The organism is Mesorhizobium calcicola, from assembly GCF_042682105.1.
Lineage (GTDB): Bacteria > Pseudomonadota > Alphaproteobacteria > Rhizobiales > Rhizobiaceae > Mesorhizobium > Mesorhizobium calcicola.
The window spans coordinates 154376-172262 of record NZ_JBHUGY010000031.1 but is presented as its reverse complement, the minus strand read 5'-3'; the positions used below and the strand labels follow the sequence as shown (position 1 = coordinate 172262).

Annotated in this window: 12 protein-coding genes; 5 read left to right on the top strand and 7 right to left on the bottom strand. The window is 61.4% G+C overall.

Going from position 1 to position 17887, the window contains the following annotated elements:
* Positions 1–99: 99 nt before the first annotated feature.
* The 4 genes from ACFSQT_RS20685 (at position 100) to ACFSQT_RS20670 (ending at position 7870) form a co-directional block, all read left to right on the top strand.
* Positions 100–825 carry a hypothetical protein gene (locus ACFSQT_RS20685; RefSeq protein ID WP_379021574.1) on the top strand — a complete coding sequence of 242 codons (726 nt, stop codon included), beginning with the start codon at positions 100–102 and terminating at the stop codon, positions 823–825.
* Positions 826–1071: 246 nt separating this feature from the next.
* Positions 1072–5325 (top strand): autotransporter, encoded by a 4254-nt coding sequence (locus ACFSQT_RS20680; protein ID WP_379021572.1) that lies wholly within the window; start codon positions 1072–1074, stop codon positions 5323–5325.
* 174 nt (positions 5326–5499) lie between these two features.
* Positions 5500–6606 carry an OmpA family protein gene (locus ACFSQT_RS20675; protein ID WP_379021570.1) on the top strand — a complete coding sequence of 369 codons (1107 nt, stop codon included), beginning with the start codon at positions 5500–5502 and terminating at the stop codon, positions 6604–6606.
* Between the two features lie 19 nt (positions 6607–6625).
* Complete coding sequence (locus tag ACFSQT_RS20670; RefSeq protein WP_379021568.1) at positions 6626–7870, top strand: caspase family protein; 1245 nt, start codon at positions 6626–6628, stop codon at positions 7868–7870.
* A gap of 3 nt (positions 7871–7873) precedes the next feature.
* Here ACFSQT_RS20670 and ACFSQT_RS20665 read toward each other — a convergent pair whose 3' ends face one another.
* Complete coding sequence (locus ACFSQT_RS20665; protein ID WP_379021566.1) at positions 7874–8410, bottom strand: DUF6931 family protein; 537 nt, start codon at positions 8408–8410, stop codon at positions 7874–7876.
* A gap of 232 nt (positions 8411–8642) precedes the next feature.
* Here ACFSQT_RS20665 and ACFSQT_RS20660 point away from each other — a divergent pair, with 232 nt between their 5' ends.
* Positions 8643–9179 carry an OmpA family protein gene (locus ACFSQT_RS20660; protein WP_379021564.1) on the top strand — a complete coding sequence of 179 codons (537 nt, stop codon included), beginning with the start codon at positions 8643–8645 and terminating at the stop codon, positions 9177–9179.
* 39 nt (positions 9180–9218) lie between these two features.
* Here the strand turns inward: ACFSQT_RS20660 and ACFSQT_RS20655 are convergent, their stop codons facing one another.
* The 6 genes from ACFSQT_RS20655 to ACFSQT_RS20630 all read right to left on the bottom strand — a co-directional run bounded on the left by ACFSQT_RS20655 (position 9219) and on the right by ACFSQT_RS20630 (position 17786).
* Entirely contained in the window at positions 9219–10544 is a 1326-nt protein-coding gene (locus ACFSQT_RS20655) for a caspase family protein (protein WP_379021562.1), read from the bottom strand.
* Positions 10545–10753: 209 nt separating this feature from the next.
* A complete protein-coding gene (locus tag ACFSQT_RS20650) occupies positions 10754–13084 on the bottom strand; it encodes a M23 family metallopeptidase (RefSeq protein ID WP_379021560.1) in 2331 nt (776 codons plus the stop codon).
* The gene (locus ACFSQT_RS20645; protein WP_379021558.1) at positions 13081–13491 is read right to left on the bottom strand and encodes a DUF1036 domain-containing protein; all 411 of its coding nucleotides are present in this window, start codon (positions 13489–13491) and stop codon (positions 13081–13083) included. Before ACFSQT_RS20645 ends, ACFSQT_RS20650 begins: the two co-directional genes overlap by 4 nt.
* Before the next feature lie 108 nt (positions 13492–13599).
* Positions 13600–16047 (bottom strand): serine/threonine-protein kinase, encoded by a 2448-nt coding sequence (locus tag ACFSQT_RS20640; protein WP_379021556.1) that lies wholly within the window; start codon positions 16045–16047, stop codon positions 13600–13602.
* 5 nt (positions 16048–16052) lie between these two features.
* Positions 16053–16826 (bottom strand): PP2C family protein-serine/threonine phosphatase, encoded by a 774-nt coding sequence (locus ACFSQT_RS20635; protein WP_379021554.1) that lies wholly within the window; start codon positions 16824–16826, stop codon positions 16053–16055.
* Between the two features lie 141 nt (positions 16827–16967).
* Complete coding sequence (locus ACFSQT_RS20630; RefSeq protein ID WP_379021552.1) at positions 16968–17786, bottom strand: class I SAM-dependent methyltransferase; 819 nt, start codon at positions 17784–17786, stop codon at positions 16968–16970.
* Positions 17787–17887: the final 101 nt, after the last annotated feature.

The following is a 17887-nucleotide window of genomic DNA, read 5'->3' as shown; positions in this document are numbered from 1 at the left end:
CGTGCCGCCGAAGGCCTGCAAAAATTTATACCAAGTATCATGTCAAAGATAGGGAAAAGGGATTTGTATGCGCTCGGTCACTGGACTGTGGAGGATACGATGCCGATCAAGATCAACCTTGCGCTGCCGGTTTATGGCGCAGCCTACAAAAGCGTGTTCGTTCGCAGCCTCTTCGCGGCCCTGACCCACAAGAGCCTGTCCGGCTACGCCTTCACGCTGTCGGAAATCGAGTACACGGACATCCCGTTTTCCCGGAACTATCTGCTGACGAATTTCTACTACGGGAAGCCGGATTGCAGTCACATCCTGATGATCGACAGCGACATGGGCTTTTCTCCTGACCTCATCGCGGCGATGCTGGCGCTGGACAAGCCGGTCGTCGGCACCTTGTATCCCCGGCGCCTGGTCGATCTCCAAAAACTCCACTCGCTGTCGGCGCTGCCCTTCGACAAGGCCTTCGCACAAAGCCTGGAGTTCATCGGAACCCCTGTCGAACCCCGGCAGGAGATTGGGGGCTTTGTCCGGGTAACGTCATGCGGCACGGGCATTTTTCTGGTTTCCCGCGACTGCGTGACGACGATCATCGAGAGATTGCCCGAGACAGTGGACCGCTCTCGTTACAGAAGGAACAAGTACACCGCCCGGTTCGAGAATTTCCTGACGCCGTTCGCGAAGATCGTGACCCCGGAACTGGATCTGCCTACCGATTTTTCTTTCTGTTACCGCTGGTCGGAGCAGTGTGGTGGTGAAATATGGGCAAGCTACGACCGCAAGATTGCACATGCCGGAAACTTGACCGTGTCGGCAGCCTATTCTGATCTCTAGAATATGCTCTTTGAACTGTGGCCCTGGGTGTGAACAGCTCGCTTCGAGCTTTTCTATAGTGACCTTCTGGCCACAGATGGCCTGATAGTCGCCGAGGGCGAGCGCCGAACCATTGCCGTAGTGCGGCTCGCCGCGTACACTTCCGGCCAAGCAGATTGTCAACGGGTCCCAATCAGATGGGACGGTGGTCCAATTCAATCTGCCTTGATTTGTGCCGGTATCAATTTCGCGTAAGGGCGAGGTCGGATGAGAGTGCCGCACGAAGCCTATCAGTTGGCCGGCATCTCGTTGCTTGCCTTGGCGGCAGCATCCACGTTGCAGATATCTGGCGCTGCAGCCTGCTCCGCCACCGCAAAAGGCGGAGGCGATCCGTTCCAGGCGACGTCCGTTACGGTGGAGTGCAGCACGGCCGGCGATTTTCAGGACATCGATGGCGTCTTCACCACCCGGTTTACAGGGTTCGCGAACTCGTCGGAAGTCCTTGTCAACGACTACGATGGCAATGGCGACGATATTGTAGACATTTTTGGCGGCACCCTGACCGACGACGCGGCGACAACGCCCAATGTCGGCGGTCTGCCCGCGGGAGGGTCGACCTCCTTGCAACCAGCGGATGGAACGATCGAACTCCTTGGCGGCAACGACCAGTTTGGGATGTTCTACGGGGATTTGTCGGGCGAGCCGTTCGCCCCCAACGTCGTGGCCAATCTCAATACCGGGGCGGGCGACGACGAGGTCGTCATCCAGGCCGGCAGCATTCAGGACATCGACCTTGGAGATGGCGCCGATAGTGCCGTTATATCCGGCAGCGGCACACAGGTCGGCAATGTGACCGGCGGCGGCGGTAACGACGTGATATCGGTCGGTATCCTCAATACCAAGGAGGGAGTTTTTTACAGCGCGCCAACCCTCGGCGTTGTCTCTGGGGGCGACGGCAACGATATCGTCGACATTGCGGGAGGCAGCGTTGAGGCCGTGGATGCCGGGGCCGGCGACGACCAGGTCAGCGTCAACCGCGATGCCACGGTCGATCTCGATGTTGATGGAGGTATCGGAAACGACACGATAACGGTCGGCGACAAAGCCACCATCGGCGGCAGCATATTCGGCAACGAGGGCAACGATATCGTCAATATCAACGGCGGGACCATCGGGACGACCACGGCGCCGGGTGTCGTCGACCTCGCCGACGGCGCCGATATTTTCAACATGACCGCAGGCCAGGTAACCGGTTCGGTATTCGGCGAAGGCGGCGGCAATACCTACGACGTGAGCGGCGGCAGGATTGACGGTTCGATTTTCGCCGGCAGCCAGAACGACAACGTCACGATCTCAGGCAACGCCAGTATCGGCATCGACCTTGGTGAGGGTGGCGACGGCACCGATTCTGTTGGCCTCGAAGATGGCGACGACAGCTTCCTTATGACCGGCGGCACGCTCGGCGGCGCCGTGAGCGGCGGCGCCGGCAATGACACGATCGATCTGCGCGGCGGCACGATAAACGGCTTCATCGAAGGCAATGACGGCGACGACCGGATTTTCGTATCCGGCGGCGTTCTGAGCGATGAAATCATCGGTGACCTCGGCAACGATACGATCACCATCAGCGGCGGAACGATCGCCGGGCCGGTTTCCGGCAATGAAGGTGATGACCATATCAGCATCTCGGGCGGCACCATCGGCACAGCCGCCGTGCCGACCCAGGTCGATCTCGGCACCGGGGTCAATATTTTCGACATGAGCGGCGGCACGGTCAACGGATCTGTTTTCGGGGAAGGCGGCGGCAACACCTATACGATCAGCGGTGGCACGATCACCGGATCGCTGTTCGCCGGCGGCCTGAACGACAGCGTCACGATTTCGGGTACCGCCAGTATCGGCATCGACCTCGGTGAGGGTGGGGACGGCATCGATTCTGTTGGCCTGGAAGATGGCAACGACAGCTTCCTGATGACCGGTGGCACGCTCGCCGGCGCGGTGAGCGGCGGTGCGGGCAATGACACGATCGATCTGCGCGGCGGCACGATAAACGGCTTCATCGAAGGCAATGACGGCGACGACCGGATTTTCGTATCCGGCGGCGTTCTGAGCGATGAAATCATCGGTGACCTCGGCAACGATACGATCACCATCAGCGGCGGAACGATCGCCGGGCCGGTTTCCGGCAATGAAGGTGATGACCATATCAGCATCTCGGGCGGCACCATCGGCACAGCCGCCGTGCCGACCCAGGTCGATCTCGGCACCGGGGTCAATATTTTCGACATGAGCGGCGGCACGGTCAACGGATCTGTTTTCGGGGAAGGCGGCGGCAACACCTATACGATCAGCGGTGGCACGATCACCGGATCGCTGTTCGCCGGCGGCCTGAACGACAGCGTCACGATTTCGGGTACCGCCAACATCCAGGGCAATGCGCTTGGCGGCTCCGAGGGTATCGTGCCGGGCGCCATAGAATTGGAAGACGGCAACGACACCTTCAACATGACTGGCGGCGCCGTCGGCAGTTCGGTCAACGGCGGCACCGGTAACGACACGCTCAGCCTTCTCTCTGGCTCGATTGCCGGCAATTTCAACGGCAATGCAGGTGATGACGTCATGTCTGTTGCGGGCGGCACCATCGCCGGCAATGTTGTCGGCGATGCGGGCGACGATCAGGTGACCGTCAGCGGCGGTACCATCACCGGGAACGTAACTGGCGACGACGGTGATGATACCATGGCGGTCTCCGGCGGAACCATCGACGGCAATGTCAGCGGCGGTGCCGGATTCGACCAGGTTTCAGTTTCCGGCGGCACCATCAAGGGCGGCATCGACGCAGACCACGTGCATCTCTCAGGCGGCACGATTGGCGGTAACATCACCGGCCTCGGCCCCAACACGCTGATCATCGATAATGTGGGCACGGTCGATCCGCTCAACCTTGCCGACGGGGTCCTGTTCAGCGGCACGGGCGCCAATGGCACCGTCACCGACACCGACCTCGCGGCGGGCGGCAAGAGCCAGAACTTCACCGGCTTCGACAATTTCTCGGCCGACGCCTCCACGCTCCGCTTCAGCGGTGGCACGCAAGGCATCAACCAGCTCAATCTGGGCAACGGCTCGACGCTGTTCATCAACGGCAACGTCAACATGCCGGGTTCGATCATCGCGACGAATTCGCTGATCGACATGACGGACGGTGTCCCCGACGACGTGTTGAAGCTGGGCGGCCTCACTCTCAACGGCGCCAGCATCAGCCTCGACATCAACCAGCAGACGCTGCAGTCGGATCAACTTGTTGCCAGCGCGTTTTCGGCCACCGGCGCCAACACCATCATCGTCAATCTGCTGGGCACGCCGCAATTCGCCCAGGCGACCGATATCCCGCTCATCGTCTCGGCCAGCGGGCCGATTGCCGGAACCTTCACCGTCGAAGGCATTCCCGGCACGCCGGGTTCGCTTTTCACCTATGAGGTTGTAACGGGCGCGAATGGCGGCTTGTTCCTGCGTGCTACGCCGGCCAATTTCGGTATTGCCGCGGCGCCCACCAGCGCCACCAACGCCGGCGCGGTCACGGTGGCAATCGACGCTCTCTACGGCATAAACCGCGACGCGCTCGATTCTGACCTCAACCTCTCGCCCGCAACCGGAGGTGCAATGGTGCCGATTTCGTCCAGCTTCGGCGTCTTCGCCTCCGGCCAGTTCGCTCATACCGAGCATGACGGCTACGACATCAGTGGCGGTGGTTTGAATGGCCCCGGCCCGAGCTTTGATGCCAATGATTTTTCGGCCGCCATCAGTCTGGATTTCAATGCCGCCAAACACTTCCAGTTCGACAAAGAGTATGGCCTGAACGTCGGTATTTTCGCCGGTTATGCGTCGACCGATGTCAACCTCGGCGGGTTCCGGGGATTTGATGCCATCGGCGAAGGCACCAACAAGGCCGGCATGTTCGGCGGCTACGCGCTGTTCCGCAAGAACTACAACTACGCGCTGGTCTCCGCCTCCGGCTTCTTCGGCGGAAGCGACGTGACCAACGGCGTGCTCGGCACCACCGGCAGCTATGACACCAAGGGCTATGCGGTGACGGCATCGGTCGGCCACATCTTCAAGCTGGGCGAGCGTACCCGTTTCGATCTGCGCGGCGGCCTGCTTGGCGTTTCGTTCCGTGGCGATCCCTATACCGACAGCGGCGGCAACGAGTTCGGCAAGAGCCGACTTTCTTTTGGCGCGATCAAGTTCGAGCCAGGCATCTATGGCGATTACACGCTAAGCAACGGCATGGTGCTCAGTCCCTATGCGCGAGTCGAATTGCAGCAGCGTTTCGGCTACAAGAACACGACCGAAATCGACACCAGGGAGATCGCCTTCGACGACGCCGATTTTTCCGCCGCGCTGTCGACCGGCTTCAACCTGAAGGTGTCGGAGTTGACCACCGTTAGTGGCGAAGTCCGTGGCAAGGCATCGTCCGACAGTTCCACCATCGGCGCCAAGCTCGGACTGAAGATCGCCTTTTAGCTGGTATCCACCACACTCAGGCAAGGTGCAGGAACGCTGCAGCCGGATCATGGCCTGGCCGGGTCCGCCAACCGAGATGCTCGCCAAGCGGGGGCAAGTGTTCTATGCTCTCTGTCGGCACCGCATGATCGTGATGTCGATACGGAAGTCTGTTGTCATAGGCAGGGGGGTTCCATGTTCGAAGTCGTCGGATTCTGGTGGAAAACACGGTCAAGAAGCTGGCTCGCCATAGAGACGCTTGGCTTGATCGTTGCGCTGTCCGTATTGCTTTTGCCCGGACTGGGACGCGCCAACGCACAGCCGAACTGGACGCTCGATCCGACCGCTTCGGTACTCACCTATCAGTCGGTCAAGAAGAACACGATCGTCGAAACCAACAAGATCAGGAATATTTCCGGCAGCCTCAGTTCGGCGGGCGATGCCAAAGTCACCTTCGACCTCAATTCGGTCGATACGGGGGTCGACCTTCGCAATGTCCGCATGCGGTTCCTTTTCTTCGAGACATTCAAGTTTCCGACCGCTGAATTGACCGCGAAGGTGGATCCCGCGGCATTTGCCGACCTGGCGACCAAGCGACGCGTGAAGGCGGTTCTTCCGTTCCGCCTCAACCTGCACGGGGTCGACAAGGATATCGAGGCAAACATCGTGGTGACCATGATCAGCGACAACATGGTGTCGGTCGCTTCGGAGGCTCCCGTCGCCGTGCATGTGGAAGACTTCGGACTGCTGCCGAACGTCGACAAACTCCAGCAGGCGGCCAACGTGACCAATATTGTTCCGACGGCTTCGGTGTCGTTCGATTTCGTGTTCACTGCTGACGGCAGCAAGCCGGCGGCTGTCCAAACCGTCGCGGCGAGCGCCGAAGTCGGCCCTGTCGCCACCGATGCGGCAAAGACGAACTTCAGCGACGAGGAGTGCCTCAACCGGTTCGCGGTGCTGTCGCGCACCGGTGCCATCTACTTTCGAACGGCGAGCGCGCGGCTCGATAGCCAAAGCCGCCCGCTGCTTGGCGAGGTCGTCGGTGTCGTTGGCAAATGCCCGGGCCTGAAGGTCGAGGTTTCCGGACACACCGATTCCGATGGGTCGCCGGTCGAGAACAAGCGCTTGTCGGAGCGCAGGGCCCAGGCGGTTGCCGACGCCATTGTCGCCGCGGGCATTGCTCGCACGCAGATCACGGCCATCGGATACGGCGAGGAGCGCCCGGTTGCCGCCAACGACACGCCGAAGAATAAGGCGCTCAATCGGCGGATCGAGTTTTCCGCCACCAAGCTCGTCAACTGAGGAAGGATCTGTTGTCCCGGTGAGTTTCGATCTGATTGCCCGTTGCGGTGGCCTTATGCGCGGCATCGGGCTTGTCGCGCTGGCACTGCTTTTGACGTTGTCTGCCGCCAGTGCCGAACGCCGCGTTGCGCTGGTCCTTGGCAATTCCCAATATCAGCATGCCCCGGCGCTGCCCAATCCGGTACGCGATGCCCAGGCGATGGCCGAACGCCTGAAGAGCCTCGACTTTGAAGTCGTTTCCGGCTTCGATCTGACCAAATTGCAGACCCAGACGACGATCGCTCAGTTCGCAAAGCAGGTGCGCGGTGCCGACATTGCCCTCTTCTTTTATGCCGGCCACGGGTTGCAGGTTTCAGGCAGCAACTACCTTCTTCCGGTCGATGCAGCGCTTGAGGACGAGACCTCGCTCGACTTCGAGGCGGTGCCCGTGGATTTCGTTCTGCGGCAAATGTCGCGCGAGACCAGCATAAGGCTGATTTTCCTCGATGCCTGTCGTGACAATCCGCTTGCCGAGGTGTTGGCAAAGACCGCCGGCGTCAAGGGAGCAAGAAGCGGTCTTGCCGAAATCCCGATCGAGAACGGTGGCGCCGGCACGCTTGTCGCGTTCGCCACCAGTCCTAACCAGGTTGCCTATGACGGATCGGGCGAACATTCGCCGTTCGCTTCGGCGCTGCTCGCGCATATGGGCGAAACAAATGTTTCCATCACCGAAGCGATGAACCGCGTTACCGCCGATGTCTTCAAGGCAACCGCCGGCAAACAGCGCCCTTGGATCAATGTCTCGCTGACCACCGAGGTCGTCCTGCACAAGATCGATCTCAACGCACCGCTGATCGTCGGCGAGGCGAGCGCCCCGCAACCGGAAGGCGGCTCGGATATGCGCAACGCCACGGCAAATCCGTCGGGCTCCGGTGACGACGCCCAACTTGCCCTCAATGTGCTGCGTCAGAAAATCCCGAAGCTCGCTTCGGATGACCCCATCTTTTTCGACCACCCTGTCGATTTCGGTGATCCGGAAATCGACGGCAAGAGCATTGCCGAGCTCATCAAGAGCAAGCCACGCTTCAGTCCGGTGGAGGGGCTCGACAAGTCGGTATGGGAAGGCAAGCACTGCGACGGCTGCCATCAATGGAACGAGGCACGGCTGTGCGAACAGGCGAAAAATTTCGCCGCCAACGATGTCTCTGTTTTGCGCCTGCAGCATCCGCTTGGGACACGCTTCAAGGTGGCACTGGCCAAATGGGCTCAAGGTGGCTGCAAGTAAGTTCTAATATGCATCCGCTGATTGGCGCAGCGCCTCGATCTCGGCCATCTGGATGCCCATTTCGACGAATGCCGAAAGAACGGAAAACCGGTCCGCGAGTGCGACACGTGCCAGTCCGGCCAGAATCCCGGCGTTGACTGCATGGGCGGCAGGAAATGGTTGCAAGGCAGATTCCGTCGTCGCGGCCCTGGCCGAACCATTGTCACGCCATCCCGCGGCCAGGGCAATCCAGCCGACCGGCGTTGTTGGCGGTGTCGCCGCGGCTGTGCTGACGGCCGCCCGATGGCGGGGACTGTCCGGTTCACCCACCCAGTCGTGGACAAGCGCGAGCAATTCGTGATCGCTCTCGTCGAACAGGTCTGCGAGGTGGCTCAGGCATTCATGGGCCCACCACACCGCGGCCCTCTCGGGAAGCAGGTAGGCACAGAATGTAATCGCTTCCTCGGGAACGCGCCCGGCGAGCAGGTCGCGGCAGAACTCGATCGGGCGCTGTTCGGTTGGAAGGGTTCTCATGTCCCGGGCAATGGCGGGATATGCCATGAAAAGATCCCGTGCCGTTTTGAATCGGAGCCCATTGGCCATGATCGCCACGCTTTCATCGAGGAGCTTTGGCCACTCAAGCCCCAGGCGCGGCGCGGGTCAAGTCTCAACCGGTGGGACGACAACAACTGTCGGCTCTGTCCTGCCCTCGGCGTTTGTCGACAGACAATTGCCTCGGAATTTGGTATGATCGCGACCATCGAAACCGCATGCTCAAACAGGAGGAGCCACTATGCAGTGGGGCAGTTCAGCTTTTGTGTTGGCGGTCGTGTTTTGCTCGACCCACGCTTTCGCCGACCCCGTTCAGAAATCGGAAGACATTGTGAAGTTTTTTGCCGGTGCGGCCGATCTCGGCAAGTCTCGAGGAATTTGTGTCGGCTCCGAGGAGGAGTGCAAAAGCAAGAAAAAGGCAAATGACGCGCCAGCAGAAAAATCCAGCCTCGACATGCTGATCAATTTCGGGCTGAATTCGGCCGAACTCGACACCACTGCGCGCGCTGAGCTCGGCGAGTTCGCCAAGGCCCTGAAGGACAACCGGCTGAGCACGTTCAGCTTCGTCGTTGAAGGCTACACCGACGCCACCGGCACGGTGCACTACAATGAGGGCCTGTCGCAACGACGAGCGCAATCGGTGGCGGCCTTCCTGACGGCCAGCGGTGTCGAGGCTGCACGCATCAACCCGATCGGCATGGGCGAAAAGAACTCGCGCAGCCCCAACCCGTACGATCCTGTGAACCGCCGCGTGGAAATGCGGATAAAGACGCAATAGCCACCCAAAACCGCACGGCGGTGCTTGGAACGCCGGCCGTCAGTTCGTGAGCACGCCGCCCATGGCCACACCGGCGCCGAAGATCAGCGCCTTGGTGAGGAAGTCGTTGTTGTCCCGGGGCGGCGGAAGAGGAAGATCATCCTCCCGCGCCACGGTCTCACGGTTGCGCCGCTTCTGAACGACCTTCTGATGTTTGCGGGGCTTCTGTGCCACCGGCCTCAGCGTGCGGACCTTCTGCACCACCTGCTTTTTCGGCTGCGCCGCACGGGCTTGATCGGCAGCGTATCTGGTATCGAGTGCCGCGACCTGCCGGTTTTGGGCCTTCGGGTCATTCAACTCGTCGATGTTCAGCTGCGCCACGGTGGCGAAGCGACCGTTCGGAAACTGGTCGAGATAGGCCTCGTAGAACGGGATGGAACTGCGCTTCGAAGCCTCGTCCCAAAGGCGTTGCTCGACTTCCCACGAAGGAGGATCGCTGGCAACAGGGGCAGGAGCGGATATCGCTGCGGCGTTCGATGCGCCGGCCACGGGATTTGCCGCCGGCGCGACGGGTTTTCCCAGGAAAACCTCGCGTCCCAGCGATGCGTTGTGCCAGGGCCTCTGGCGACCTTGCGTTGTTTCGGCCACTTCGCCGCGCACGCGCGTCAGCGCGCCCTGGATTTCGACGCCGGGTTCGGTCAGATGCCTGGCGAGCGCCGTCGAATAAGGACTGTCGGCGCCGTTGCCGTCGAAAGCGATGGCGCCGGGATCCGTTGCATAGGCAATCAGCAGGCCGCCGGTTCCGACGCCGTCCGATTTTGCTTCGACCGGCGCCAGACCGGTGCCCAACGAGGTGGAACGGCTCTTCGGCATCGAGGCCGCCAGCGTTCTTGCCAGCGGATTGTCGCGGCAGGCATCGAGGATGATGACGCCAACCGCCGGGTCCGGCGGCAACGCAGCCATGAAGTCGTCGATCTGTACGGTACGGGTCTTGAGATAGGCTGGCGACGTCAATTCGGCGTCGACCGGTATCAGGTAGTTCTTGCCGTCGACCTGCATGCCGTGACCGGCATAGAAGATGACCGCGAGGTCCGCGTCGTAGGATTGCTCGGTAAACCGGCTGATAAGGCTGCGCATGCCTGCGTTGTCCTGGTCGACTCCTTCGATCACCTCGAACCCGGCATTGCGCAGCGTCGATGCGATGAGACGGGCATCGTTGGCGGGATTGGGCAAGGTAACCGCATGGACATATTCGCTGTTGCCGATCACCAGCGCGACGCGTTTGGCGTTGGGCGTGGCAGCCTGGGCGCCGGCGGCGGCAAGGGCCCCGAATGCGGCAAGGAAAAGCAGGACAATCCCACTCGGAAAGACGGCGAACGCTTTCATGGACCAGCCCTCCGCCCACCCGGGCGCGCTATTGATGTCTGATGCCAAATTTCGTCAGCGACAGAGTCGTCTGTGCCAAAAATGGCTCTTGGGCATATGTGATCTTGACCACGGTCTTGGTTCACGAACGGCCCGAAAAAAGTTGCCTACGGCAACACTCGGCAGCAGCAACACCAACGGTCCGGGAGATTCGTGCCGCGCGGGCAGGTTCAAAGCGTATTCTGAACCGAGCTTATGAGGGCCGTGACGGCCTGTTTGTATTTTTCGAACTCCGGAGATGTCTGGCGGATCTCCATGGTCGTTGTCCGCGGGCCGGCGTCGGTGGTCACGCGGCTCAGCTTTTGCCCCATCTTCCTTTCAGCCCAGTCGACCACATAGCTGGCTGTCTTGCCGGTAAGAAACGGGTTGGCCTGGATGACGGCCGACCCCAGCACGGCGCTCAGTTGCGCCGAACCTGCCGACACCAGCACCTGATGCGCGCCTTCCATCCCCAGGAAATGACAGAGATAGAGCCGGCCGGCTGTGATCTGGTGACCGCGCGCCCGAAGATAGGCTTCGCCTTCGCGCGCCAGATTGCGCACCATCTCGCGCGAGATGGTGGCATCGTAGCGCAGGGCGAGCAGGTCGGCGGTCGACAGCGTGCGCGCAAGTTCCGGACGATAGGTATTCATCATCCTGATCCAGGTCTTGGTTATGAACTGGCCGGCGCCGGTCGCTGAAGAATTCGGGTTCTTGGCGCGAGCGCTGCCGCCACTTTCGACATGGACGATACGGTCGGTGAGCGTTTCGACAGCGGAATCGTCCGAAGCGACCGCGGTAACCGTGCCCAGCGGGTCGATCGCCTCGCCATTCTGATAAAGTTCGAAATGCAAATGAGGCCCGGTCGAAAGGCCGGTGGTGCCGATATAGCCAATGATGTCGCCGGCTTTCACCTTGGTGCCGACACCGGCCGCGATGGCAAATTTCTGCATATGCGCATAGCGCGTCTCGCGCCCGTTTCCGTGCGAGATCTTCACCAGATTGCCATAGCTGCCGCCATCGCCCTGGAAGGTGATCTCGCCATCGAAGGCGGCTTCGATCGGCGTGCCCACGGGAGCCGCCCAGTCGACGCCCTTGTGGATGCGAACGGTCCCGAGAATCGGATGCTTGCGTGGCCCGAAGGTGGAGGTCATGACCCCGTTGACCGGCGTGACCATGCCGTTGGTGACTGTCAGCGAGCGAACCTGATCGTCACCCGTAACGCAGGCAAACTGGCCGTCGCTCTGCTGGAAGACGAAACAGTCGAGGCTTTTTTCGGCGCCCTGGACGCCCACATACAGGACCCGCCCGGCACCCTCGTCCCCGCCGCGCGGCGTCTGCGAGTAGATCAGCACGAGACGCTGGTCCTCGCTTGCAAAGGCGTCCAGATCCTGTCCTCTCGACAGATACATGATCGCTTCGCCGATCACGCCGGTGGGAACATTGTTGCGGGCTGCCGTCGAGTAGATCGCGTCGAGCAGACGATACTGCCTCTTGTGCGTGCCTTCGGCCTGTGCGCCCGAATAGTTGAACAGATCTTCGCGGACCCAGGGATCGACACCAGATACGAACGCGCCCGTGGCGTTGCGCGTCAGCGTGCCGACGAACACGTTCTTGGCGTAGATCGAAACCTGCATGAGGGACATCGTGGTCGTCTCGCGTGTCGGCCTGAAACCGCGCATGGCAACGACATAACCCGGTTCCAGGCCGTCCCGGTTGAAGAGCGCCTTCAGGGCTTCGCCTGCCAGCTTGGCATCGTCGGCGGAGAAATGCGCATCGAGCGCAACGCTGTCCAAACTGCGGTCGTTGAGGATCTTCACGAACGTGTCTTCGGTCGCCTCGAACCGCTGATACTCATTCGTGACGACTGCGACGCTCGTGTTGTTTTCGATCTGGGTCTTCTGGAATGCGGGAAGGGCTGCATCGCCGGCATCGATGGTCTCACCCCAGCCTGCTTCTGGATCGCCGGCGTCCGCCTTCTGGTCCGGCGATGCCGCGGGTTCGCCAGCGGTGGGCGATGGTTGAAGATCGTTCTGCAGATCGTCGGATGGCGCGGCAGCGGTCTTTCGTTGCGCCTGGAAGAAGGCGAAATCCTCCTGCGTCGACGGTATCGTCGTCATGAATTTTTCGCTGGCGCTAAGCATGACGTCGGACAGAATTTCGATCTGGGGCGAAACGCCGGCCTGATCGAGTTCCGCCGGGCGCGGCATCGTTCGGCCTTTCGTTGCGGCGCCGGCATCGGGCGCCAGGGTGATCCACATCGGGTCCCCGGCAAGGTCGATAATGGCAGGCACATAGACAGATGCATCGGCGGGCACATCGTCCACGCCTTCGACCGCATGCAACTCCTCGTCTTCATCGCCGAACGACCAATAGTCCGCGGTGAGATAGAGGCCGGCGGCGATCGAAAGCAGCAGAACCACCGCGAGACCGGCAGCAAGCCTGCGCCAGAGCGTGCGCCTGCGGAGGGCAGCGCGCGCCTGCTTTTTCTGCTTGAAGCTCGTGTCGATACGGTGCGTCACGGATTGCTTCCGGTCAGGAAGAAGGTCCACCGCACCTGCTCGAGTGTGTCGACTTCGAGAAATTGCGCCGCGATGTGGCCGCGCTGCCAGCATTCGTCGATGCCGCGTATCGAGAAACGCCGCCGCTCGATGCACATTGCGGTGGATCCCGTCAGGATCGCATGACCAAACACGTCCGTTGCATAGATGTAGATGTAGCGGTTCGTCAGTTCCTCGCGGATGACGTTAACGCATTGATTTGCACCGATGGTCCACCAGCCGTCGGTCTGGTCCGCATTGTCGACCTTCTGGCCGACTGCGAGATTGACGACGTCGAGTGTCTGATTGCAGACCGTGAATTCGGCGCGCGCCTGGCTGGATGACAGCACGGCCAACAGCGTGGCGCCCGCCATCACCGCAAGCCTCATGCGGCCCGTCAGGGCAAGCAGGGCTCGAACCGGATCACGCCGCTTTATGGGCAGGCCGGCAGGCGAGTGGGGCAAACACGGGCGGCTGAGTTCCATCGGGCGCCCATGCTATCCGCCGAGCCGGAAATACTTGGCGGTGGCTGAGAATTGAGATCCGTCGGTCTCGATTTCTTCGAGGATTTTGGGCAGCAGCACCGAGGCTGGCGTGGGCGTGGAGAACGCAGCCGCCTGGATATCCTGGGGCCCCGTGATCACCATTATGATCTGCGGCACTACCTTTCCGGCGGCTTTGTCGGCGGCGCCGAGACCAATCGGGATGCTGAAGGTGGCCTTGCCCGGTTGTGTGACGATGCGGTCGTCGAGGTTGAACACCATGCCCTTATGATCGATCAGCAACACACTGGAAATGAGCCCGCCGCGCGTCACCAGGGTGCCGCTGATCGGCGTACCGTTCGGCACCGATGTCCGATCGAGAACAAGCTGCGGCTTGTCGGCTGCGGTCTGCCCCAGAAAGCGCAGAAAGTTGGTGACTTCGCATTGGCTTGGTTCAATCAGGCGGACGCTGATGTCTGGCTCGACATGGAATTTTGCCTGGAAATCGCCCAGCATCCGCTCGAATGGCTGGACCTCGGTGCCAAATCCTTCGATCGCGGCGGCCTTGTCGGTTGCCGACATCAGGGTGGCATAGAAACAGTCGCCGCCGCCGAAGTCACGAACCCAGGAGACGCGTTGCGCGACGTCGTCGACGACCGGGGGGATCTCTGGTTTGGGCACGTTCAACGCGACGACAGGTTGATCCGGCTGTTTGGCCGCCGGTGGCACAGGCTTTTGGCTCTCGGTTTTCGCGACATCCGTCTGGCTGGCAGTGGGTTTGAGTGCCGGCGCGGTCGCCTCGGGCGCTGCCGGCTGGCTGGTCTGTGGCTCGGGCTTTTGGCTCTCGACAACCTCTGGCTGGGCCGGCGGGGGCGTTGAGACCTTCTCGGCTGCTGGCGGGGCTGGAGCGATCGTCTCAGGCGGCGGAGCCGGCTTTTGACTGTCGCTGGCCATCGTATCCGCCTGGATTGTCGGCGATGCCTTTTCGGGCGGCGGCTGCGCGTCCGTTGCGGATGGCTTCGGGGGTTGCTCGGTCTGCGAGGGGACTTCGGCGGGCTTGGCCGGCTGCGGCGTTGGAGCCGCCGCGGCATCTTGCTGGTTTCCAGCCGGTGGTGCGCTGGCCTCCGGCTGCGCGGGCGGCACTGGCTTTGCCGGCTCGGGGGCGTTCGCAACAGTGTCCGAGGGGGCCGGCTTCGACGTTTCTGGTGCAGGTTTTGATAGCTCTGGTGCGGAAAGCGACGGCTTGCCGGCAGTCGGCGTCGCAGGCGTCATGAAGCCGCTCAGATACAGGCCGGCGCCGGAGACGACAGCCAGCGTCGCCAAGGCGGCGATTGCGATGGTTCGGGTCTTCGTGGATTTCTTGGGCACATCAGCCGCGACCGCGCGCGGAGGGCCGGCGGCCGCCGAAGGCCGCGCTTCGGATAAATGCGCGGGCCGCACATGCCTGACGAAGGGCTGCCCACCCGAACCCGTTGCGGCTGCGGCGTCGTGCCTCTCGACATTGGGTGGCTGGGTCTGGGTTTTGGTGTCAGGCGCAAGGGTTTCCCCGGTTCGCGGCAAACCCGGCCGATCGCGGGGTATGGGAGTCGGCGTCGCCGTCCCCTCGATGTCGTCACGCGTCATCCTGGCGATTTCCGCCATGCTGACCGGCCGATCTTGCGGATCCGGTTGCAGCATGGCTTCGACAATGTCACGAAAATTGTCATCGATGTCGGAGAGGTCAGGCACGGTCCGGCGCTTTTCGATGACCTCGAACTGCGAGCCGCTCATGTCGATAGGTTTTCCGCGCAAGGCGGCAACCAGCACCAGCCCCAGGCTGTAGATGTCGGATTGCTCACTGACGTCGCCGCCGTAGAGCCCGAGCTGTTCGGGTGAAACGTAGTTGTACTTTCCCGCGAATTTTCCGCCGATCAGGGTCTCGCCGCCCACGGTCGCCGATCGAGCGATACCGAAATCGATGATCTTTGCGCGGTCGACCCGGCCTCCCGGCAGGATGATGTTATCCGGAGAGAGGTCGCGGTGTATTGCTCCCGCCTGGTGCACGGCGCTGAGGCCGGACGCGAGGCGATGGCAGAGCTTGCGGACCTCGTCCGTCGGCATCGCGCCGCGTCGCATGATGTCGAACAGCGACTCGCCATCGACGAATTCCATGGCAAGGTAGGGACGACCGATGCCGGGATCGATCGTGAAGACGTGATACCGCACGACCGCATCGTGCGACAGGTGGTTGAGGATCGATGCCTCCTTGCGGAACAGAGACAAGATCGTCTGGTCACGGGCGAACTCGGGCAAGACGATCTTGATCGCGACGTGGTCGCCGGTCTGGATGTTATGACCACGGTAGACCTCCCCCATGCCACCGAATGCGATCCGCTCGTCAAGCTCGTAGATGCCGCTGAGTTGCGTGCCCACGGCGGTGTTGGCCACAACAGCCGATATTCGCGTCTTGTCGTCGGCGCTCATCAGCCTCAACCCTCCGCTTTGTAAGGATTTGGATGAGGCGATTGGCCATCGCGCCCGTCTCCGAACTTCACAAGCACGATAGTCACGTTGTCTGTTCCGCCGCGCGCCAGCACCGTTTCCAGCAGGCTTTCGCAGGCCGCCTGAGGTGTCGCGGACACGGTCGCCGCCTCGATCTCGGCGTCGGTGACATGCGCCGTCAGCCCATCGGTGTTCAACACAAATATGTCCCCCGGCATGATTTCGCCTTGCTGGAAATCGATGACGATCTCGTCGCGGACGCCGACTGCATGCGTAATGACATTTCGGCGCGGCCAGGTGAGCGCTTCGGCCGCGCTGATCATGCCCCTGTCGACAAGCTCCTGAACTTCAGTGTGATCCTTCGAGATCTGCGAGATCGAGGCGTTGCGGATTAGATAGACGCGGCTGTCGCCCGCCCACAGGCAGGCAAACCGCCCATCCATCGCCAGCAGCGCCGCAAAGGTGGAGCCAATGGTTATGCCGCGAGATTCGGATATGCCGCGGATCTCGGCATTGGCCCTGCTCAGCCTGTCCTCGAAGCGCGCCCGAAGGTCAGGTGCGGAGCTTGCAATGCCGATCGTTGCCAGATGATCGACGATACTGGCTGAAGCGACCTCTCCCGCGTCATGCCCACCCATGCCGTCGGCCACCACCCAGAGGCCAGTTTGTGGCTCGACCAGATAGTTGTCTTCATTGAGCTCACGGACACAGCCTTTGTGGCTCACGCCGAAGCTTTCAAAGGGAAGGGCGACATTGTTCAATTTGCCACCAAGCGCTTCTCAAGCGTCCTCTGCGGCGCAGCTTTGGGCGCTCGCTCGCGCCACTTTGCCACAGGCTCGACCATTAAAGTATCGAAAACTAAAGGTTTGAGCGCCTGTGGTTACGGAACGGCGCCATGCTGACTAGGGCGAGACCATAGCCACGATTACGTGTGCCTGAATTTTGGCGGCAACCTCGCCGCTACCATGTCTGTCTGCAATCACGGATGCGGCATAGTCGGTTGCAGCTTCCAATTTCCCCGGGTCTCTGGCCTCGATTTCAGCGCGAAGAACAGTTCCCTGACAATACCCGACGGCCGGAAAGCGCGGCGAGGACGCGCGGCTTTGCTCGGCTCTCGTCTCGATCACCACACGGGAGAAGCCTGCCTCCTCCAGCTCGCTGCGGATCAGTGCCGTATCGTGGTAACCGTGCGGCGTGCGTGCCAGAAAGCGCGGCGGATCGTTCGGAAAAATCCTTGCGAGAGCGTTCGTCACATCATTGGCAAATACATTCTCTTCGATGCGATCCCATACGTTGAATAAAAAATGTCCTCCGGGCTTCAGGACTCGCTTCGCCTCGCGGTAGCCAGATGGGCGGTCGGGAAAGAACATCGCGCCGAACTGACAACAAACGAGATCGAAGGTCGCATTTTCAAACGGCAGCGCCAGGGCGTCCGCCTGGCGCCATTTGATGCGACTGTCGGGTGCCTGTCGCGACGCGGCGTAGTCGAGCATCGGCTGGTTGAGGTCGGTCACGATATAGCTTGCGTCGGGGGACAGTTTTGGCGCCAGTGCGCGGGTGACAACCCCAGTGCCCGCGGCGATTTCCAAAACCGCGCTGGGCGACAAGGACGCCGCCCGTTGTGCAAGATCCGCGGCGAACGGCTCGAAAATCAACGGCACCATATAGCGGTCGTAGTTTTCCGGAATCGAGCCGGCAAACACCTTGTCCGTTTCCAACATTGCCATCCTCCGCCGTCCGTTAGACGGCGCGACCCTAGCATACAATTGTTTGTTTGGCCGTCGCATGCATCTGTCTATGGCCGCGCGGCTATGAGTTCACG